The organism is Gottfriedia sp. OAE603, assembly GCF_040543965.1.
In the GTDB taxonomy this organism is placed as follows: Bacteria; Bacillota; Bacilli; order Bacillales; family Bacillaceae_G; genus Gottfriedia; species Gottfriedia solisilvae.
The window spans coordinates 589788-611306 of the sequence record NZ_JBEUNN010000001.1 but is presented as its reverse complement, the minus strand read 5'-3'; the positions used below and the strand labels follow the sequence as shown (position 1 = coordinate 611306).

Annotated in this window: 24 protein-coding genes; 5 read left to right on the top strand and 19 right to left on the bottom strand. The window is 32.8% G+C overall.

What is annotated here, in order from left to right:
- Nucleotides 1-41: 41 nt before the first annotated feature.
- The 3 genes from ABID96_RS02985 to ABID96_RS02975 form a co-directional block, all read right to left on the bottom strand.
- Nucleotides 42-1004, bottom strand: a complete 963-nt coding sequence (locus ABID96_RS02985; RefSeq protein WP_192603216.1) for an SPFH domain-containing protein — start codon at nt 1002-1004, stop codon at nt 42-44.
- 18 nt (nt 1005-1022) lie between these two features.
- The gene (locus ABID96_RS02980) at nt 1023-1442 is read right to left on the bottom strand and encodes an NfeD family protein (protein WP_192603217.1); all 420 of its coding nucleotides are present in this window, start codon (nt 1440-1442) and stop codon (nt 1023-1025) included.
- 157 nt (nt 1443-1599) lie between these two features.
- Nucleotides 1600-1902 carry a YuzD family protein gene (locus ABID96_RS02975; RefSeq protein WP_192603218.1) on the bottom strand — a complete coding sequence of 101 codons (303 nt, stop codon included), beginning with the start codon at nt 1900-1902 and terminating at the stop codon, nt 1600-1602.
- 119 nt (nt 1903-2021) lie between these two features.
- On the opposite strand from ABID96_RS02975, the gene ABID96_RS02970 reads away from it, so the two are divergent.
- Nucleotides 2022-2249, top strand: coding sequence for a NifU family protein (locus ABID96_RS02970; protein ID WP_025671774.1), 228 nt, complete (start codon nt 2022-2024; stop codon nt 2247-2249).
- Nucleotides 2250-2445: 196 nt separating this feature from the next.
- On the opposite strand, the gene yutH is transcribed toward ABID96_RS02970, so the two are convergent.
- The gene (yutH, locus tag ABID96_RS02965) at nt 2446-3477 is read right to left on the bottom strand and encodes a spore coat putative kinase YutH (RefSeq protein WP_377896617.1); all 1032 of its coding nucleotides are present in this window, start codon (nt 3475-3477) and stop codon (nt 2446-2448) included.
- Between the two features lie 698 nt (nt 3478-4175).
- Between yutH and ABID96_RS02960 the strand changes: the two genes are divergently transcribed.
- On the top strand, nt 4176-4694 hold the full coding sequence (locus ABID96_RS02960; protein ID WP_192603219.1) for a phosphatidylglycerophosphatase A family protein: 519 nt from the start codon (nt 4176-4178) through the stop codon (nt 4692-4694).
- Between the two features lie 69 nt (nt 4695-4763).
- Here ABID96_RS02960 and ABID96_RS02955 read toward each other — a convergent pair whose 3' ends face one another.
- Nucleotides 4764-5534, bottom strand: coding sequence for a TIGR01457 family HAD-type hydrolase (locus ABID96_RS02955; RefSeq protein WP_192603220.1), 771 nt, complete (start codon nt 5532-5534; stop codon nt 4764-4766).
- Between the two features lie 31 nt (nt 5535-5565).
- Entirely contained in the window at nt 5566-6015 is a 450-nt protein-coding gene (locus tag ABID96_RS02950) for a DUF86 domain-containing protein (RefSeq protein WP_192603221.1), read from the bottom strand.
- A gap of 249 nt (nt 6016-6264) precedes the next feature.
- On the opposite strand from ABID96_RS02950, the gene ABID96_RS02945 reads away from it, so the two are divergent.
- Nucleotides 6265-6534 carry a DUF3055 domain-containing protein gene (locus tag ABID96_RS02945; protein WP_192603222.1) on the top strand — a complete coding sequence of 90 codons (270 nt, stop codon included), beginning with the start codon at nt 6265-6267 and terminating at the stop codon, nt 6532-6534.
- Nucleotides 6535-6745: 211 nt separating this feature from the next.
- Here ABID96_RS02945 and ABID96_RS02940 read toward each other — a convergent pair whose 3' ends face one another.
- Entirely contained in the window at nt 6746-7021 is a 276-nt protein-coding gene (locus tag ABID96_RS02940) for a YutD family protein (RefSeq protein WP_192603223.1), read from the bottom strand.
- 90 nt (nt 7022-7111) lie between these two features.
- Here ABID96_RS02940 and ABID96_RS02935 point away from each other — a divergent pair, with 90 nt between their 5' ends.
- Nucleotides 7112-7726: a YhcN/YlaJ family sporulation lipoprotein gene (locus ABID96_RS02935; protein ID WP_192603224.1), complete on the top strand. Its 615-nt coding sequence runs from the start codon at nt 7112-7114 to the stop codon at nt 7724-7726.
- 46 nt (nt 7727-7772) lie between these two features.
- Here ABID96_RS02935 and lipA read toward each other — a convergent pair whose 3' ends face one another.
- The gene (lipA, locus tag ABID96_RS02930) at nt 7773-8660 is read right to left on the bottom strand and encodes a lipoyl synthase (protein WP_192603225.1); all 888 of its coding nucleotides are present in this window, start codon (nt 8658-8660) and stop codon (nt 7773-7775) included.
- 177 nt (nt 8661-8837) lie between these two features.
- On the opposite strand from lipA, the gene ABID96_RS02925 reads away from it, so the two are divergent.
- Nucleotides 8838-9839, top strand: a complete 1002-nt coding sequence (locus tag ABID96_RS02925) for a M23 family metallopeptidase (RefSeq protein WP_192603226.1) — start codon at nt 8838-8840, stop codon at nt 9837-9839.
- 88 nt (nt 9840-9927) lie between these two features.
- On the opposite strand, the gene yunB is transcribed toward ABID96_RS02925, so the two are convergent.
- The 11 genes from yunB to ABID96_RS02870 all read right to left on the bottom strand — a co-directional run bounded on the left by yunB (nt 9928) and on the right by ABID96_RS02870 (nt 21497).
- Nucleotides 9928-10752, bottom strand: a complete 825-nt coding sequence (gene yunB / locus ABID96_RS02920) for a sporulation protein YunB (RefSeq protein ID WP_192603227.1) — start codon at nt 10750-10752, stop codon at nt 9928-9930.
- Between the two features lie 103 nt (nt 10753-10855).
- Nucleotides 10856-11962: an HD-GYP domain-containing protein gene (locus ABID96_RS02915; RefSeq protein ID WP_192603228.1), complete on the bottom strand. Its 1107-nt coding sequence runs from the start codon at nt 11960-11962 to the stop codon at nt 10856-10858.
- A gap of 207 nt (nt 11963-12169) precedes the next feature.
- On the bottom strand, nt 12170-12472 hold the full coding sequence (locus ABID96_RS02910; RefSeq protein ID WP_088000554.1) for a YunC family protein: 303 nt from the start codon (nt 12470-12472) through the stop codon (nt 12170-12172).
- A 69-nt stretch (nt 12473-12541) separates the two neighbouring features.
- The gene (locus ABID96_RS02905) at nt 12542-13948 is read right to left on the bottom strand and encodes a bifunctional metallophosphatase/5'-nucleotidase (protein ID WP_192603229.1); all 1407 of its coding nucleotides are present in this window, start codon (nt 13946-13948) and stop codon (nt 12542-12544) included.
- A 15-nt stretch (nt 13949-13963) separates the two neighbouring features.
- Entirely contained in the window at nt 13964-14794 is an 831-nt protein-coding gene (locus ABID96_RS02900; RefSeq protein ID WP_377896614.1) for a sulfite exporter TauE/SafE family protein, read from the bottom strand.
- Nucleotides 14795-14928: 134 nt separating this feature from the next.
- On the bottom strand, nt 14929-15453 hold the full coding sequence (locus ABID96_RS02895; RefSeq protein WP_192603230.1) for a DinB family protein: 525 nt from the start codon (nt 15451-15453) through the stop codon (nt 14929-14931).
- A 596-nt stretch (nt 15454-16049) separates the two neighbouring features.
- Nucleotides 16050-16457 carry a polysaccharide biosynthesis C-terminal domain-containing protein gene (locus ABID96_RS02890; protein ID WP_192603231.1) on the bottom strand — a complete coding sequence of 136 codons (408 nt, stop codon included), beginning with the start codon at nt 16455-16457 and terminating at the stop codon, nt 16050-16052.
- Between the two features lie 36 nt (nt 16458-16493).
- A complete protein-coding gene (locus ABID96_RS02885; protein ID WP_192603232.1) occupies nt 16494-17465 on the bottom strand; it encodes an NAD-dependent epimerase/dehydratase family protein in 972 nt (323 codons plus the stop codon).
- Nucleotides 17466-17479: 14 nt separating this feature from the next.
- Nucleotides 17480-19081 (bottom strand): glycosyltransferase, encoded by a 1602-nt coding sequence (locus ABID96_RS02880; protein ID WP_192603233.1) that lies wholly within the window; start codon nt 19079-19081, stop codon nt 17480-17482.
- A 68-nt stretch (nt 19082-19149) separates the two neighbouring features.
- Nucleotides 19150-20400: a UDP-glucose dehydrogenase family protein gene (locus tag ABID96_RS02875; protein ID WP_192603234.1), complete on the bottom strand. Its 1251-nt coding sequence runs from the start codon at nt 20398-20400 to the stop codon at nt 19150-19152.
- Nucleotides 20397-21497, bottom strand: coding sequence for an NAD-dependent epimerase/dehydratase family protein (locus ABID96_RS02870; protein ID WP_377896610.1), 1101 nt, complete (start codon nt 21495-21497; stop codon nt 20397-20399). The genes ABID96_RS02875 and ABID96_RS02870 overlap by 4 nt, the downstream gene beginning before the upstream one ends.
- Nucleotides 21498-21519: the final 22 nt, after the last annotated feature.

The following is a 21519-nucleotide window of genomic DNA, read 5'->3' as shown; positions in this document are numbered from 1 at the left end:
AAGACCCTTAGCTAACACTAAGGGTCTTTGTTTCATTCATTTTATTGTTCAGTTCTATCTGAACGCATAACTTCTTTTACACTTTCAACCATACCTAAAAGCTTTGTAGCATCCGTCGGAATAACAAGTTTTGATGCAGTTCCATTTGCTACTTTTTCTAATGCTTCCATTGAACGTAATTGGACCATTTCTTTTGTAGGTGAAGCAGCTCTCCAAACATCTAATACTACTTGTTCACCGCGGGCTTTTGCTTCTGCAAGCTTAATGATTGCTTCTGCTTCCCCTTCTGCACGTAACACTTGTGACTCTTTATCTCCACGCGCTCTTTCGATCTGGCTCAAACGTTGCCCTTCAGCTTCAAGAATTTGAGATTGTTTTTCCCCTTCAGCTTTAAGAATTTTCGATTCCTTTTCACCTTGGGCGTTTAGAACTTTTTCACGACGAGTACGTTCTGCTTGCATTTGACGTTCCATTGCATTTTGAATATCAATCGGTGGAATGATATTTCGAATCTCAACACGATTAACTTTCATTCCCCATTTATCTGTTGCTTGATCAAGTATTGCACGTAATTTATTATTAACCGTATCACGGCTTGTTAACGTTTCATCTAAATCTAATTCCCCAATTAAGTTACGCAGTGTTGTTGCAGTTAGATTAGAAATCGCTGAAAGAGGGTTTGCAATTTCATACTCATGTCGAACAACGTCAGTAACTTGGTAAAACACAACTGAGTCCACTTGAATACTTACATTATCTTTCGTAATCATTGATTGTGGTGGAAAATCCACAACTGTTTCACGTAATGTTTTTTTACTTGCAACTCTTTCAATAAATGGAACGACAATATGAATACCACTCTCTAATTTACGATGAAATTTACCTAAGCGTTCAACTAGATAAACTTCAGATTGACGTACAATTCGAATGCTCGATAATAACAGTAATACGACGAATAATACAATAATCCCTATAATAATTGGACCGTATGGAATTTCAGACATAACCCACTTCTCCCCTGACTAAATATTTGTTACGTATAATGTTGCACCTTCTATTTTTGTTACAACAACCTTTTCACTTAATACTAGTGGTTCGGTCGAGCGAATAGTCCACTCATCTCCATAAACCTTTGTAGTGCCTAATGTATCATCTGTCAATTCAATGGATGATACAATTACTTCCTTACCAATTAAAGAATTTACACCATTTTCTATCGTTTTATGTTGATGTATTCTCTTGGCAAAATTCTTTGTACTTAACCAAAGAATAAGTGCACATATTATAAAAGTAATAAAAGTTAAGATGTTCGAGCCAGTTAAATAGCTTACGATTGCTGCTAAAATACACGCTATTCCAATCCATAAAAAAACAAAAGTAATTGAAAACATTTCAATAATAACTAATATAACGCCAATTACAAATAAGCTAATTGCGACCATACCACCCCTCCTCCCAGTCTATATATATGCCAAATTTTGTAATTTATCTTCCACTTCTATTTTAACATGTAAATTAGTCCATTTTACATAGAAATCTTGAACATTATTAAAACTACATTAAAAAAAACCTCCTTATTTGCATAAAGAGGTACCAACATTATTGTTCAATTGCTTGATATACGTCTTTCAGTTTTGGATTACCTTCTCCAACAACTGTTCCATTTACTAACACGACTGGGTAGAAAAATTCATCATTTCTAACTCTTTCTGCAAAATCTTCTTTTTCATTATTATCAACATTAAAAATATCGATATATTGAAAATCAAATGCTATGTCAGGGTACTTTCTTTGTAGTGCTGCTTGAAGCCATTCAAATGTTTCGATTGAAGATGGCATTCCTACACAACTTGCACAAATTACTTCAGCCCCAAAAACTTCCACTAAAATTTTATTACTCATTTTCTCCTCCTAGCATACAATAACTGTGTGTCCTAAAAATTACACAACTCAAAGTACTCTGTAATAGATTTTTTCCTCTTAACTGATTATAATAAAATTAGTGAAAGGAGTCGATAAGTATGGACATGAAAGAACAAGTACAAGAAGTATTAGATAAATTAAGACCATTTCTTCTTCGCGATGGTGGAGACGTTGATTTAGTTGATATTGAGGATGGCATTGTTAAACTACGCCTTTTAGGTGCATGTGGAAGCTGCCCAAGTTCAACAATTACTTTAAAAGCTGGTATTGAACGTGCTCTATTAGAAGAGGTACCTGGTGTAATTGAAGTAGAGCAAGTATTCTAATTCAATTCATTAAAGAGAAGGGAGATTCCCTTCTCTTTTTTAATTTGTTCGCAAAGTTCTAAAAACAAGAGAATCAGACTGATTGTAAACACTTGTCTTTCGAGCGCAAGCCGAATTAGGAGCGGATTTACCTATACGGTAATGAGCATCGCAAGTAGGTGAAGAAACGTGAGAGAAGGGAGATCCCTTCTCTTTTTTACTTTAACCAATTAATTTCTCTAATTCCTAATTTAACGATTGGCAGACCAATCATTTCATAGAAGTTACCTAAAAACGATTCAAACTCACTTGTTGTTTCCAAATAAGTAACTAGCTTACGCTCATGCCTTTTTCGATCCGCATCTGTCTTAGATAAATAATAGCCCTCAATCGTTTCAAAATAATGTACTGGGAATAGAAGTCTTGCATATAATAATCGCCAAGAAAATGTTGATAAAGGACTTTTCTTTTCATAACTATACAAAAATGAGAGTATTTTTTTTCGATAATTCCCGCCGCTGTTTTCTAAATATTCATCTCTAACCCACTCCGCTAGATCCCTAGAAGGATGATCATAAATCCATTCTGAAGGTATTTTTGCAAAATGTATTTCTTTCATTTTTCTTTCAGCCATTTTTTGATGACAAATCGTCGCGGAATCAACAATTTGAGGGGTGTCATCTAATTCCGTATCCACAACATATTGAATCGCATTCTCCGTCATTCCAAGATAGTATGGAAAAGATTCGATGAAGATTTGTTCAAAATAATTTTCAGGATGACTATTCACCTTCTTTTGCCAAAATCTTTCTAACTGCTCTAAGCGTTTCTCCCATAAAGACTTCCATTGACCAATTCTCTTTAACTGCTTTAAATCCTCGCTATACTTCTTACCACGCAAATGAAAAACTGCTAATTCTTCTCCAAAGTTCGTGCTTGTTCCTCTATCACTTTGACGAAAACTTTTAAATAAAGAATAATTACTACCACCAATCTTACTTACATAATACCCTTGAACATTTTGAACAAATGTTGCAACTGTTTGATCACCCGTTGTACTCATAAAATCACTCAGTCTTTTCATTTCCTGTAAATCATCTTCTTTTAAATTTCCAATTGGCACAAGAAAATACACTCTATTCCTCTGCCAAAACATGTAATATGACTGAACTGAAAGAAGCTCAGCTGGTTGAATTTGATAATGATGAAACAAATCTTGAATGATGTTTTGATTTCTAATAAACATCATCACTCACATCCTTTAAATTACTACTTATTAATGTATATGTCACAAACTCCAAAACCTGTACCCATACTTTCACTTTAAAACATAAACCGAATGACCCTTCACAAAAAAGGTGAAAATGACGTATAAATATAGAAAGGTGGAGGCGACTGGTTTGCTCCGACAAGCATAAGACAAAAACCAGTAATGGTGCTTTTTACCTTTACTGGGGTTTGACATATGACCTCGAGGAGCTAGGAGCCGGAACTAGACAATTCGAAAGGTGGAGGCGACTGGTTTGCTCCAATAAGCAAGACGAAAAACAGCTTGTTCTTCCTTACCAAGAAAACATTTACTACATTTTTCATAAAGTATTGGTAAGAACTAACATAGAAAAAAAGCTATAAATATTCTTAAAACTTGAAAACATATCTAGAGTTAGATTAGGAATAAACTATTCGAAATTTGTTTATTTAAGTGATTTTGAAATATGGTTGGAGCCCCTAAAAGGTAATTTTTTTTTATAAATTGAGTACATTTTACTGATTAACATATTTTTATAAAGGGGAATTATATTCAATCTAGAATCATATATATTTAAACCTCTGTTTAATTAAATATTTGGCTCTATATCCTTGCATATTTCTAATCGTTTCAGTAGTTCATTCAATTTTAGTTACATTCCCACTAAATAAATTAATTGATAAGGAAAAGGTGATGACATGGAATTTTTAAATCACGATCTAGAGAAGACTGCACTATCATTATTAGAAAAAAGAGGTGTAACGCTTGATGATATTGCCGATTTAGTTTATTTTTTACAAAGTAAATATCATGATGATTTGTCGATGGAAGAGTGTTTACACAATGTTAAAAGGGTCTTAACAAAGCGTGAAATACAAAATGCCATCATTACCGGTATTGAGTTAGATATATTAGGTGAGCAAAATAAATTGCAGGAGCCTTTATTATCCATCATTAAGAGAGATGAAGGCTTATACGGAATAGACGAAATCATTGCCCTTTCGATCGTAAATGTTTATGGCTCGATTGGTTTTACCAATTATGGTTATATCGATAAAATGAAGCCTGGCATTTTAGAAAGATTAAATGATAAGTCGACTGGTATGGTTCATACGTTTCTAGATGACATTGTTGGTGCAATTGCAGCTGCAGCATCTAGCAGATTGGCTCATCGTGCAGCACATAAAAACTCAGATGAACGTAAAGATGATAAATAAAAAATATAAAAAGCACTCGGCTAATAAGCTGAGTGCTTTTTCATTTTGCTACGGTCGTTTTCTTTTTTATTAAATATATTGTAACCATTCTTCTAATGAGTGAACTGAATAAGTAGGTTGCTTTTCATAATCAGCTAACATTTCTTTCGTCGTTACACCCGTATGTACAAGTAAAGTATCTATACCAGTATTAATTCCAGCTAAAATATCGGTATCATAATAATCACCAACCATTAGCGTATCTTCTTTTGGCACTCCTAGTACTTTTAATGCTTGTTCCATAATAATTGATTCAGGTTTACCAATAAAAATTGGTTTAACTGTCGTAGAAACTGCAATCACAGATGTTAATGATCCATTGCCAGGTAATAGTCCTCTTTCAGTTGGAAGTGCAATATCACCATTTGTAGAAATAAATGTGGCACCATTTCTAACTGCAAGGCATGCTTTCGCTAATTTCTCATAATTGATATCTCGATCTAGACCACTTACAACAAAATCTGGTTGATTATCAGTGATTCTTAAGCCAACCTCCTCCAAAGCAAATGTAAGCCCCTCTTCACCTATCATATAAACTGATGCATTTTCTTTCTGTTCTTTTATATAATTAGCTGTTGCATTACTTGTTGTAAATACTTGTTCCTTTGTCGTAGGAATATTAAAGCGATTAAGCTTATCTGCAACTTGTTCTGGTTTACGTGTTGAGTTATTTGTTACAAATAAATAAGGAATCCCTTTTTCTTTTAGTGCTTCTATAAATCGACTAGCCTCTTCAATTTGTTCTTCACCACGATACATGGTACCGTCTAAGTCAATTAAATATCCTTTATACTGCTTCATGTTGACACTCCTTCAATCCTTTTAATCCCTTTTATTTCTCTTTGTCGCTACTAAAAGCATTTACGACACCAAGCTCTTTATTCAAATAAGTATCTACTGCAATTGGAAATTCTTTATATGCACTAATATTTTCTGAAAAAGTAGACATGATTGTTTCGGTAATTGTTGTTGTATAATCCTGTAATAAATGCTTACGAATTGGTATTAGTTTTTTAATTGCTTCTCCTAATTCTTTCGTAATTACTTTTTCGTCCATTAATATATCAACAATATCATCATAACTACCAGGATCCCTCATAATGAATCCGTCAATCATTGCATTACCAATGTCTAAAATACTGTCGATAAAAAGCTGCGCCATTCTTTCAAATGCAAGCACCTCAGTTTGATTAATTGGTTTACAATTTGAATCATAATAATTAAGCATTGAGTTGATTACTTCTATTCGATCAATAATACTTTGACGATTAATAAAGTACATATGTACACTTCCTTCTAAGTTCTATCTTCTACATTTTATGAACATATATTTATTTTATAGCTAAATTCGAAAAAAATCGACATCAATGAAAGCGTTTCTGCTCGATATTTGATATAGTAGATAGGTAAATGATTGGGAACTTTGTAGTTAAAACAACATCATATATGTTTACTCAAATTGAAAATCCCATCAAAAATGTAAATATTTTAAGAAAATATATTGAATGATACTATTAGGGGGTAACAAATAATGGGTGAACGTTTTTTCTTATATGATGATGTAACTCAAGCGAAAACAAGATTTCTGAGCTTTATGGGAGATGAAGAAAGGCATGACCTTGCCTTAATTTATTCTGATCGTCACTACGGAAAAGTTATTGTATTAGACATTCAAAGTAACCGTTTTGCAATTATTGGATCAGATGATTTAAAAGAAGAAGGTTATTTAGAATTTGCTTTTGGAATCACAGAAGAAAAAGCTGCAGAGCTATTAGATTTCCTTAGTGAAATAATTTATTAATTTAAATGTTTTTGTGGATAACCTTAGTCGAATTGAAAAAGAGTGGATAACAATTGAAGTTGTCCACTCTTTTTGTGATTAAGTTCTAACTTATTCACAAACTAATCTCATTTTTCACACTTATCCACATGGTTTTTTACTATTTAAAAAAATCTAAAAATAATTATCCACAAAAATGAAATAAAAAAAATTGATGGGTCCTACCCACCAATTAGTTTTTAATCTTTTTCACGACAAAATATTTACATCCAAAATTGCAATATTCATAAATATATTCACGCAATGTACTAATTTTAGAATCATATGGTACATTTTTTTGCGAGTCATCAAAAAATCCTCTTAAGCGCAATTGCTCATATCCCCAATCGCCTACGATATAATCGTACTTCGAAAGGATTTCTGCATATCTCGCTTTAAAAGCTTCTTCATTAAAGCCTTCACGATAGTCTTCAACAATTTCATAACAAGTATTTTGAATGCAAACCATATTATTTCTCCTTCCTTATACTCCCATAAATATGTAATCAACTTATTTGGCATACTAATTTTACAATCCTAATAAAAGGTGGTTTTACGTATGCGCAAAATTTTAGTTTGTTTTATCACTTTATCATTTTTAGGTGGTTGTTCATTTGGTCCAAGTCAATCTAGACAATTTGAATATGAGGATACATCTTATAAAGATGAGAAAAGAACAAATACGCCTAAAAAGTTAAATACAGCACCAATGGAACTAGGTGATGTGAACAATAAAGAAGAATCTTCTTACAAAGATTATGGCTTTTCTAGGCTACAAAAGCAAGAGGTTTCAGGTAGAGATGGCGAATATACTTTAAAAATCGATAAACAGGAAGTAGCAAAATTTATTTCTTATTTAGAAGTTAAACTTCCTTCAGTTGATGATGCTGCTACATTTGTAACTGATCAAGAAGTCTTTATCGCTTATAGTACACATGATGATCAAAACAAAGTTAGACATCAAGTTGAAAAAACTGCCCGCTCTGCTTTACCTAGTTACTATCATATTTACACTTCAAATAGAGTAGAAAATTTTAATAATATTGAAGAACTTCAAAAATATGGTGATTTAACTGACGCACAATTAGAGGAAAAAATTAAATTCTTAGCAGAAGGTTTCGACGTTGATAAACAAAGCTTACATTTCGATAAAATGGCTAATGATCCACATTAATATCAATTTGAAAAAGCACTAGCTTAGCTAGTGCTTTTTATTTTAATTATTGTGCCTGTTTAGCTGATTGAACTTGCTCATCAGCATGGTAAGATGAACGAACTAATGGTCCAGATTCACAGTGTGAGAATCCTTTTCCTAGTGCAACCTCTTTAAGCGCTGCAAATTCGTCAGGAGTGTAATATTTTTTAACTGGTAAATGGTTTTTCGTTGGTTGTAAATATTGTCCAAGCGTAATAATGTTTACACCTGCAGCGCGTAAATCATCCATCGCTTCATAAAGTTGTTCATTTGTTTCTCCTAGACCAAGCATGATACTTGATTTAGTTGGAATATCCGGATTAATTTCTTTTGCTCTACGTAAAAATTCAAGAGATCTTTCATAAGTTGCTCTTGCACGCACACGTGGTGTTAATTCACGTACAGTTTCGATATTATGATTCATAATATCAGGCTTAGCGTCCATTAACATTTTTAGGTTTTCAAATTTACCACCCATATCAGAAGGTAATACTTCAATCGTAGTAAAAGGATTTGCTTTTCTTACTTCTTTAACGGTTTCAGCAAATACCGCCGCTCCACCATCTCTTAGATCATCACGTGCAACTGCAGTAATAACTACGTGTTTTAAATTCATTTGTGTAACTGATTCTGCAACACGTACTGGCTCTTGTAAATCCAGTTCAGTTGGTAAGCCTGTTTTAACAGCACAGAAACGGCAAGCTCGTGTACAAATTGCTCCTAAAATCATAAATGTAGCAGTTTTTCTTACTGCCCAGCATTCATGGATATTTGGACAACGAGCTTCTTCACATACTGTGTGAAGATTTTTTGAACGCATCATCTTTTTTAAATCAGTATACGATTCATTCGTGTTTAATTTTATTTTTAGCCATTCAGGCTTTCTCAAATAATCTTCTTTTTTTGATGCCATTTGAAATTCCTCCAACGTTTATCGTTTACGACATATTTCAATATCAATTCCAATATTACTATATATTACTACATTTTTCACAGAGATGAAAAACTTTCGTCTGTATCTCCCTATAATTTCCATCTATGAAAGTCGCTCCTTTAACCAAACTAAAGAAGAAAATCTAATTAAGGGATGATGGTTTTGAAAAAAATAATTGTACTCTTTTGTATGGTGGTTATCTTCATAACACCATCATTTGCAGGTGCTGAGGAAATTGACCAGGCAAAGTTAGACCTGGAACGAATGTCATTATATAAAAAAGGTGAAGCATTAACTTTTATTCCATGGTACTATTTCGCAGCAATTGATACATATGAGCGAAACGTTCGAAGTGTAAGAAATGATATTCCTAAACGTGAAAAGGGCGTACTTTCAATTTATATTAAGCCTGAAGACTGGAGCGGATTAGTCAATCCAGTTAAAGAAGACTCTTACCTTCCAACCATTCATTTATTTGGTGGAATAGGAATGGATGGTAATAACGATGGTAAAGCTTCAATCCAAGATGACGAAGACTTATTATTTGCATTCATACATCGTTTACATTTCTATGGACCTTCAAGGCAGTACATTAGAATGATGTTATGGGATTATTACCAAAGAGCGATTACTGTAGATATAATCGATGAATATGCACGTATATATCAATACTATGGAAAACTCAATATTACAGGAAATGCTTTCCCGCTACCAATCCGTAGTGAACATAGTTATAGAAGTACTTGGGGTGCTCCTCGTAGCTTTGGAGGACGAAGAGTACATGAAGGGACAGATATTTTCGCAAACTATGGTACACCGGTTAGAGCAACCTGCTATGGCGTTATTGAAACAAAAGGTTGGAACCGTATTGGTGGGTGGAGAATTGGAATTCGCGACTTAAATAATAACTATCATTACTATGCACATTTAGGTGGATTTAATAAAGAAATACTAAAGGGTCAGGTAGTAGAGCCGGGAACAATTATTGGTTATGTAGGCAGTACTGGATACGGTCCTCCTGGAACATCAGGCAAATTCCCTCCACATCTACATTACGGAATTTACAAGGATAATGGTTATTCAGAATGGTCTTATGATCCATTTCCAAGGCTTCGATTATGGGAAAGGCAAGATCGCTTAGCACGAAGAAGTAGCTGATCAAAATAAAAAGCAGACATTGTAGTGTCTGCTTTTTATTTTTTGACTCTGTTAATATAATTGTTTATTTAGCTAAATACATCAGATCCTATTTTTTATTAGTCGTATTAGGCGTCGTTTGATTTGGGGCAAAAGGAATATAGCTTGGAACTTCCCCGTCAATAATCTCAGACGCAATTGGCACTTGTACTTTAACCTTTGTCGATTTGGACGTAAATGGAATAATGACATTCATATTTACTTCTACATTCATGATAATTTCTACAACTGAATTATCAAATCCAAATGGCTTTACCTTTTGTGACACATTTGCAACTGCATCACCTACTACAGAGAATCGTACAGGAATTGTCGGGCCAAGTCTTCCTAACAATACGGTGTTTGTCATGACCCCAATTGGCACGTCTATATAAAATCCTTCATTATCACTTTTCATCTTCTTTAATTCAGATTTGGATAAAGATAGAAATGAAAGATCTCCTTGTTCAACTCTTCTAATGTTCTCTTCAACATTACTTGTCGTTGAACCGATTATTTTATTGATTAAATAAGTATTTGTACTAATGACTGTTTTACCATTTTGATCAACATCACGAATTATAATATCCTGCCCTTCTAGCTCTTTTGAAGCAGATTCATAAGCTTCATTAATGACAAGATTTGCAATTCTTTTCGTTTGCTTTTCTGAATACTTTAAAATTGTAGGAGAAAAAATCTTATCAATTTTCCAAAAACCATAACACCCAAAAATAAGTAGTAACAAAATAATAACGACATACTTATTAGGTAACTTTTTTCGAAATGATTGTAAAACTGGAATTGATTTAAAAGAATTGGATTTAAAAACACCCTGTGATTTTTTTTTTGTAATAAATCTATTTCCTGGAACACGTTTGTGTTTAAATTTTTTCATCCGTTTCCATGCCCCCCTATTAAATGGGTATGCATGTCATGGCATGTTCATTCATCTTCTCTTCCATACAAAAAAGATGTTCCATCTTACATGGAACATCTTTTTATTGAAATACTCTTTGCTTTAAAGTTGTATCACATTCTGTAATCAATAAATGCAGATCATCAAATAAATTCACTTCGTATGGAATACTTACTTCATATCCATTTTCTTCAATAATTCGGATAATTGGACGGTCAGTTGATGCTGCATTTTGTCTAGCAACAATTCCACGACGACCATCATTTAATTGAACAGTTAAGCCTGTAGGATAAATCGATAATGAATCTCTGAATAATCGGACTAATTTTGCGTCAAATAACTTATGACTACCGCTGTATAAGAGCTCTAATCCTTCGTGAGGTAGCATTGCTTTTCTATATACTCTGTTAGAAGTAACCGCGTCAAAAACATCTGAAATTGCTATAATTTTAGAGTACAGATGCATTTCTTCTCCAGATATCCCTTTTGGATAACCGCTTCCATTTATACGTTCATGATGTTGTAGTGCACAAATCGCCACAACTGAATGAATATTAGGAACTTCTCTAAGAATTGCATATCCAGCAGTCGTATGTTTTTTAATTAATTCATACTCTTCTTCAGTTAAACGTTCTGGTTTATCTAAAATTTGATTCGGCACCACCATTTTACCTACATCATGTAACAGTGCCCCAAGACCTAATAAATCTAATTGACTTTTATTTAACCCTAATTTCGTTCCAATTGCTAGTGAGTACATTGTTACATTTAATGAGTGAGTAAATATATACTCATCATAAGAAAATACGTCTGTTAATAGTGAAAGCATATCATTGTTATTCTTTAATTCTTTTAACAATGATTCAATTATGCCTTTTAATTCAGGAGCAGACTTTTCTAGTGAAAGCCATCTAAGATGAAGCTCTTCATTTTTAAATTTTACAAAAGCATCTTCAATTTTTTTGGTACTCTCAATTCTAAGCTCGTCTGAAATAGTAGAGTCTAATTCTAAGCCATCAGAAAGAGGATCGTGAATGAAGACATAGGATATACCTAACTTATGCAGACGATTAATCATCATCACTGTTAAAGGAACATTAGCATTAACTAAAATTTTTCCCTGTTCATTATAAATTGGCTTCCCTAAAAGTGTGCCTGGAACAAGAGTTGAAGTCACGACAATTCTCATAGTTTTCTCCCTGATATACTTTTTATTAAATATATGGTTCCTCAGATGAGTAAATTCGTGATGTCATTTCTTTTTAAGATTCTAGTTGATTTTTAGCACCTGAATAGATTTTTCTACTTTTTCTGACTATATTTTATTTTATTATACTATTTATAACGGTTAAATTCTGAAAAAATTAAGCCACTAAACGAAATTTAGTGGCCGATTTTATAACATTTTTAGTAATGCTTCCCTTCCAATCATACCTTTTTGAATCCCGAGTCTTTCGGCTTCAACAGTAATTGATTCTAATGGGGCATTTAATAACTCTTCAATTGTTTTGACTCCGACTGCACGGCCGGCAATAATTTTGCGATCAAGAAGCCTCTCATTTAAAAGAGCGACATCTAAAGCCCCACACATGATATACCCTTTATCATTCATAACGACTAATAAAGTTGTTTTTGGAAGAAGGACAGTTACCGCATTAAATGTATGATCCTCAATCTTAATAGGTGTTAATTGAATCAAGTTCACCGCTCCTTTCTCATTCTAAAATATGAGAAAAATTTAATAAATGAACCTGTCTACCATACAAATTTACATACTTTTTACAGCCCAAAGTAATACATCTCGGATAAATTCAGGCATATAGTATTTCTTATTTTTCGCTGCACTTATTTGAGGAAATAATTTTCCGAATGTAAATAAATCTAATGTGCCAATACTGTAGTTTCTCGATAACTCTAACATTTCACCATTAATAAAAATGTCTTCACGGTAAAAATGGCGTTTTACATGCCTATTTATGATTGTGACCCCATCGTATACCATCATCCCAATCACTTTACCCCTGAAACCTAAACCCTTCATTTTTAAATGTACCAGCTCTTTTTCTTCTCCAAGATTGATTACTTCTAGTAATTCAGCTCCTGTTAAATAAACTGTACATGGATTGATCGGATGTGGACAAATACGATGAATATGACCTTTCGTTACTATACCTTTGTTTAGGCCATCTAGTAGAATTCCAGCATTAATCAAACTAATATCAGCTTCAGTCCACTGCTTTAAAGAATTAGCCAAAATTTTTGGTAGTAAACTTTCTTTAAACCAGTTTGTTGTTAAGTTTTTTTGAATTAGAGCAATAGGTTCACTAAGAATTTCTTCGCTCATTCTCATTAAATACGCTAAATAATGGCTTGTAGATTCATCTTGGTAATGTTTCGGTATATTATGTATTTCTATAACCGATGCAGTTTTATTGATTATTTGTTTCGTCTGCTTGTTCACAGTCAACAATACTTCACCAAGATAATTTCCATATTTGCCAGTTCCACATAATAATGTATTTTCTACATACTCACCGTTCGGTAGCAAATGATGTGTATGGGCACCGAGAATCACATCGATTCCCTTAAATTGTTCTGCAATCATTTGATCGAATTTTAACCCCAAATGTGAAAGTACGATAACGATATCTGACTGTTCAGTAACGATCGGGAGTATTTGTTCTAGACTTTCTATAGGGTCTTGAATACTCCAACCAAGACATTCATAAAAAACTGGATAAGAAATCGTTAATCCAATAACGCCAATTTTCAAGCCATTTCTCTCATAGATTTCATATGGCTTACTGAATGCTTTCGAATTTTCCTCATTGATCGATAAGTTACCTACTAAAACGTCAAAACTTGCATGCTCATATAATTTTAGTAAATCCTCTTTAGCTAAAGTTATTCCTTCATTATTACCAATCGTAACAGCATCATACTCTGCTTCATTTAATAGATTTACATTCCCTTTTCCTATAGTTGCTTCAGAAATCGGATGAAATCGGTCGACGAAGTCTCCAATATCAAAGGTTAGATATTCTTCACCATTTGTTCTAGCAAGTTCTCTTTTCGATTTTAATAGCCCCACAATTGTAGGCCAAGTTTCAAAGTGACTATGAATGTCATTTGTATGGAACAATCGAATATTTATATTTTGATTATTTGAATCCATTGTTCCACTCCTTCGTTAAATATTTTCTATCATTAATTTTATTCCATAAAATAAAACGACTAGTCTTAACAGTAATGCAATTGTTTCCGTTTTTAATTTTCGATTGATTAGTGCCCCAATTTTCCCACCAAACCATGCGCCTGGTATTAATAAAAGTGCATAATAAAAGTTTACTTCTCCTATTGCTAAATACGAAATAGAGCTACCAAGAGTCGTAAACATCACAACAAACATCGATGTTGCGACAGCCATTTGTGGAGGAAAACCAAATAAAAAGGCCATCATAGGGACCAACATAATTCCTCCACCAATCCCAAATATACCTGAGATTAAACCAATCAACATAGATAACGTGATAGCCAATGGTAGACTATAACTATATGTATATGCTTCACCTTTATCATTTGTATATGTTCGAATAACACCTTTATGTAATTCTTTGGATTTTTTATTCAGTTTAGTTGAAACAAATAGAAATGCTGAAATACAAACTAAAAGAATCCCAAAAAATAATGTAAAACGTTCAGTATTTAAAAGCGAATTTATATAAGTACCCAGCAAACTCCCAGGAACGCTTCCGATTAAAAATAAAAGACCACTCTTAAAATCAATTCTTCTTTGTTTATGGTAAGCAAGCGTAGATGAAAGTGAGGAAAATACAATTGTAATTAAAGACGTACCAACTGCAACATGAATTGGTACCGTATGAAAAGCAGATAAAAACCGATCTATATTTAAAAGCATTGGAACAATAATAATTCCTCCGCCTAGACCAATAAGCGAACCAACTGTTCCTGCTGCCAATCCTATACTAAGTAGTATAAGAACTTGTAATATAATGTCCAACCGTTAATTCTCCCCTTATGAAACGTTTATTGAATTAATCTCTCTTTATAATAAGTAATAGTTTAACACAAAAAAACTCGAATTTCTTCGAGTACTGTTGATCGGATTCTCATTGATACTATCATGATGAAATTCTACTTTTTAAGTATACTTAAATATTCTTTCCATGGTCCAACATCTTCTGAGTAACTCTTTGACATTACCCTGACTATTTGACTGATATGTGTCAAATCATGGACAACCCAAGTAGACAACAATTCTCTAAGTTTAACAATGCCAAATTCAGGATGAATACCAGTTAACTCAAGATGATCTTCAGGGGCTATTAGAAGTTGTATTTTTGCGATATTTTGAGCCCTAATTGACTTAAATTTAAGCAATCTCTCTTCAATCGGCATAGTCTGTTCTTTATTTAAGTGCGAAAAACGATCAAATAAAGGAAAATGTTTATTTTCATCTTCACCTAGAATGCATTCAATTCTTGCCATCCAATTTGTTTCCTCTGCTTCTATTAGGTGATCAATTACTTCAGAAACATTCCAAGTTCCTTCACCTTCATCACTTTGTAACCATCTATTGGAAAGACCTGATAAAAAATATTCTAATGTTAGTGGGGTGCGTTCTAAAACCTCAATTGCTTCATTCAGATTAAAATTCATCTAACCACTCCATTCTTTGATAAAAACTAAACAAACTTAATTAATTATAGATTTTAATTGTCACAAATAAAACATAAATTCGATCATCCCTTTTATTACATTAGGTAGATTAGATCAAAAAAGAAGACGAACTAAAGTAGTTCGCCTTCTTATCATTAAAGAATATTAGCCAATTGATCCTTCCATCTCGAATTTCATTAATTATAAATAAAGTAGAATTAAATATAAAACAAATAAAGGCTTTAAATCAATGTTTCAAAAATATACTCGTCAATATTCGATAATATAAACTATACCGAAAACGGCAAGTGATCGGCACGAAAGTCACTCATATATAAACAAACAAATTCGCAGACAAAATAAAATAGAAAAAGATTTATTAATAAAACCATTGATTTTGAATATCTACACCTTCGTAACTCAAAGAACAAACAGCTACTAAAATTTCAAAAGTACATTGAGATTAATTTGTGGTCAAATATAATCAAAAAAAATATATAATCAAAATATGGTCACAAACTATTACATAAAAAATAAGATTCCCAACCGCTGGTGATGGTAGTTTTTGTAATTTCCAGGCCTTAGATGAAAATTATTTATTGTAAGATTTCCATATTGAATGTATCTGTATCAAGTTTATTATATTCCTTGGATGAAACGGCAAGCATGACTAACGGCAGATCCCCTTCGTTTTTAAAAGCATGCACTACATAAGGTGTAACTTTTAAAATCAAATTATCACTTGATGAAATATTGATTTCTTCCAATGTTCCTGTATCAAGATTCTTCAGTGCAACCTTCGCCTTCCCACTAACAATCACAAAATACTCTAAAGTTTTTTTATGATAGTGGTTCCCTCTAACACTTCCCTTTTCAGAATACAGTAAGTACACCTCTTCAATTTGGATATCTTCCTCTAACTGACTTTTCATTACAATTTTTTTTAGACTTCCTCGCTTATCTTCAAAAGGTTGAATGGAAATTAATTCAAATCCTCTCCCCATTATAACAACTCCTTCCCACCCCATTACCATCTTCTTTTATCTACCTGTTCCTATAAATTTTTCTTTATTTCTTGTATACCAATCAATGGTTCGTTTTATGCCATCATGGAGGCTTATTTTAGGTTCCCATTTTAAAATGTTTTTTATTTTAGTGGTATCAGGCTGTTGTCTCCAAACTTCATTTTCCCTATAAGTAAGTGCACCATAATTTGGTTCTTTATTTGGGCTCATTTCCTTGTAAATCATGTCAACATAGTGCTTTAGCTTATAAATAGTACCACTGCCGATATTAAATATTTCGTTTTTAATAGTTTCATTTTGGGCAGCCAAAATAAAACCTTCAATAATATTTTCTATATAACAATAATCCCGATATTGTTCACACGGAGTTAAATTAACATCTTTGCCTTCTAAATTAGATAAAATAATATAAGGAAAGAATTTATGACTTCCCTCTTTCTCTCCAAATACACCAAAAGGCCTCAGAGTTACAATATCTATTTCATTTTCCGCAGCAATTTGATGGGAAATAATGGAGGATGAGGCTTTAGTACTTCCGTATATACTATCGGGCTCTAAATGAGAGTTCTCTTTGATAATATCCTTTTTATCACCGTACTCCATACAAGTACCTACATTAATAAATTTCTTGCACCCTACACCTTTTAAAGAATTTAACAAATTCATAGTCCCTATGATATTGGTGTTAACTGCAGTTAAATAATCCTTTTGTCTAGAATCTACCCCATACGCACCAACATGAAAAATATATTCTGGCTTAATCTGTTTTACTAAATTGTCTATTGAAACGGAATCTCTTAAATCAATCAGATGGATGTCAATATGCTTTTTTAATTCTTCAATTCTCCATAAATCGGATGATTCCCTAACTATAATGGATACATCAGCTTTTTCATTTACCATTTTTTGCACGACATGAGATCCAATGAATCCATTTGCTCCAGTAATTAAAACCTTTTGATTATAAAAATAATTAGTCTCTGCCATAAATTCCTCCAAAGTTATTTTTCTGGATCAAGAGTTCTAGTGGGACTCTCCATGACTTTTAAACCTGAAAACTGATTCGGCCATTGGTCTAAATACTTTTGGTCTAACCATAGCTCTACTTCCACTTTGTTAAAACACCAATTAATACAATCCTTCTTCCATTTGTACAGGCATTCTAGTGCGATTTCATCTCTGTTAAATCCTATTAGTCCGGCATCATACACACCATAATTCTTTTCTTCTTCAGTAGTAACTGGCCTCGTGAAAATTAAAAGAGAATTCCCACGCTTCAATTCATCAAATAAGTTATTAAAATCTGTATAAAGGCGGCTGTTATCAACGTCGGTATAAACAAGAGAATTTACTTGATAATTATTTTTAAAAATATATGAAATAAAGGAAGGTTTTAATGTCCGGTTATATTCCTCAGGGTTTCGAGTATCTTTGATACTTAATAACTCGTTGCCTTCAAGATTTGTTAAGTTGATAAGAATGACATGATCTAAATTCAATTTGTAAAAGAAGGAATAGGTGCTCTCATCTAGACAGCAAATCCATAGTTGAAAATTGGGTGTATTCTTCTTTAGGGAGTTAAAAAGTGCTAAACCTTGTTCAAGAGATTCTTTCCCAATAATTGTACATAGGTTATTTTTTCCTTTATCAGCTGACAAGTTTATTTCAAGGTTAAAATAATTTCTTATATGATTATCTTTTATACTCTTTTCTTGAACGAAGTTACTGTCCACTTCTTTTATTTTATTCATTATTGCTATTGAGGCATTTATATAGGGAATATAAATATGCTTAGTGACGTCATCTCTGCAATTCATTACATAATTACAAATATCAAAGACATTGCCATCATAGTATTTAAACCCATAAAAATGGAAAAATATTATTTTTTCATTATTTATAAATATATCTTTGTCTTTTTTAATAACTGGACTTTCTATTAACCTGTAATTTATGATATAAGGAGTAAGATTGACACCTACATTCTCAATAATACCAACATTCTGAAATCTTAATGGCCAATCATTTGCATATACCTGGTCGCTCCAACGTCCTTTTTCCCATCTGTCAAAACACCATTCTATCAGCTTCTCTCTAAACCAATGAAGGCATACCATCGAATATTCATCTCTTTTAAAACCCATAAAACCGGTATTATAGATGCCGTTCGTTTCGCCTAATATACTATGTTCCTCAAGCCATTTTTCAGCTGTTAGCGTAACAGAGTATTCTCCCCATTCGGTAAAAATAGGTTCCGGATTCGAAAAAAAGAAGGTATCTCCGTCCAGCCATACAATATGATCGATTTCTTCGAATTGGTTTAATAGATATATACATACCGACGCTTTACAGGTCCAAATATATTCCTTGTCATTTCGAGAGCTTTTTACCGAAAGTAATTCTTTGTCTTCCTTTTCAATCTCTTCCAAACTTATTATGGTTGCATTAGTTAGGTTCATTTTCTCAAATAATTTTTTTGCTTCTTCATGAAGACATATCATAAAAAAATGAAAATCTTTATCATGTTGTTCAATTGAGTTGTATAATAATAAACCTTTATAGGCGTAATCCTTACTAAAGGTTGAGCAGTAATAATGTTTCAACTGTTCAAACTCCTTTCAAGTTTTAAATTTAGTCTGCAGCGCTTAGGTATTCCTTTAATCGTTAACTATTAGTAAATAAAACGATAATCGAAAACATTCTTTTTCTTTATCGACTCTTCATTTTTAATAAATTCATCCCAAGCTGTTAAAATTACAACATGATTAACCATTGAAAGCAGTGATGATAGGTTAGGAGAATATTGAATCGGAAATCCATATACCTCTTTAAACTCTTCGTTTGCCATAGGATCATAGGCGATGATATTTTTGTACCCTTTTTGAAGCAAACCTTGAATAATAGCTTTTGCCGGTGTATCCCGAATGTCATTTGAATTTGGCTTAAATGCTAACCCGAGGATTCCTATATTTTCATTCTTTTCAACTATTCTTTCTACATCACTGACAACAAATTCTTTAATGGCTTCATTTACTTTTAGGGTACTTGTTAATAGTTCTGGTGTGTAAGAATTCTTTAAGGCCTGACTAACTAAAGCCATCGTATCTTTAGGAAGACAGTAGCCGCCAAATCCACAACCAGGGAATACATAAGATGTCATATTAGCGGGTGCGCCACTCCATCTTCTATCGAGATGTAAGACCTGAAATGCTTTTTTTATATCAATATTTCCGATGGACCTGGCGATTAGTGACTGTTCATTTGCAAAACTGATAAGAGTTGCCAGCATCGTGTTAGATAAATACTTAATAAATTCAGCAGTATTTAAAGAAACCCGGTAAATCGGAGCATTAAAAGTTTGGTATATCGTTTCGACTATCCGTCCACTTTTATCATCATCCTGGCCAATAACAATACGATCTGGATTCATAAAATCGTCCCAAGCATATCCTTCTCTTAAAAATTCAGGATTATTGGTTAGGCCAATTTCAACTCCAACCTTAAAACCTAAAATTTCCAGATAGGGTTTAATCCTTTCACTTGTTGTGGATGGAGGAATAGTCGATTTGATCACTAATACTTTAAACTCTGGCTTTTTTATATAGCCTGCAACATTTTTAATTGCTTCCAAGATATATCCCAAATCCGCACTACCATCTGTTTTGCTCGGTGTTCCTACGCAAAGAAAGATAACTTCACTGTTTATTACAGCTTCCTGTAAATCATCTGTAATCGTAAAACCTTTATTTAAGTGCTCATTTAATTTTTCATTAAGATTTGGTTCATAAAAGGGAATCTTACCATTTCTTAATTGGTCCTTCTTCTTTTGATCAATATCAAAACCGTAAACATGATACCCTTTCTCGCTAAATCCTAAAGCCGTAGTCAATCCAACAAATCCAAGGCCAATTACAGTAATCAATGAATTTCACCTTCTTCCTTCAAAAAGCATAAAAAGCGATTGACACCTTCAACTATTGATATTGCAGGGGAATAGTTTAAAAGTTTTCTTGCCTTTGAAATATCAGGACATCTTCTTAATGGGTTATGTGTTAGATAACTCTTTTCTTCCGATTCTTTAAATTCTATTGACTGATTAAAACCAAAATTTTCTGAGCCTGCATCCTTATAAATCTGAGCTAATTCTTTGATTGAAATTTCAGGTGTATCTATTCCTATATTAAAGTAGTCAAATGGTTCATATAGTAGCGCCTTTAAATAACCAGTGATGGCATCTGTAACATAACAAAATGTTCGAGTTGGTTTTCCGTCGGAGTGCATAATCAGTTTTTTATTTTCAATAATGGCTTTTGCAAAATCAGCTGGCACCCTTTTATCATTAAGCCTCATTCCGGGTCCATAATTATTAAATGGTCTGACAATTGAAATGGGCATACCAAATTTTTCGGCATATAAGTAACATAACGTCTCTCCGAATCGTTTTGCCTCATCATAGCATGCGCGCGGTCCTATCATAGCCACATTTCCTCTATACTCCTCGGAAGTCGGAATGTAATCCGGAAATGGATCACCATAAACTTCACTGCTGGAGAAAAACAAGAACCCTTTAATGTTTTTATCCTTATAAAAATCTAACAAAGCTCTTAGTCCTATTACATTAGCATCTAAGGTTTCAAGAGGATATTTTCTATAAAAGGTTGGCGAGGCAATCGAAGCCATGTGGATAATAAAATCTACATCATTAATTTTATTAGTATCAAATAATGAAAACTCAGTAATATCAAACATGTATAATCCAATCTTTGGATTTAATTTCTTTAAATCTTTAATCCATTTGGGTTTCCCTAGTTTAAAATTGTCAATTCCAATAATCTTTTTAATACCAAGCTGCGATGAATAATCAGATAAAAATGACATGAAATAATAGCCTAAGAATCCGGCGCAACCCGTAATGAGGATTGTTGAATCCTTAAGTTTTTCTATTTCTGTCTGATCAAGATTATTAAATATATATTGAAGATCTGACTGATAGATATTGTGTTTTTCATTTAAATCCAAGTTATCTACCTCCACATTCATT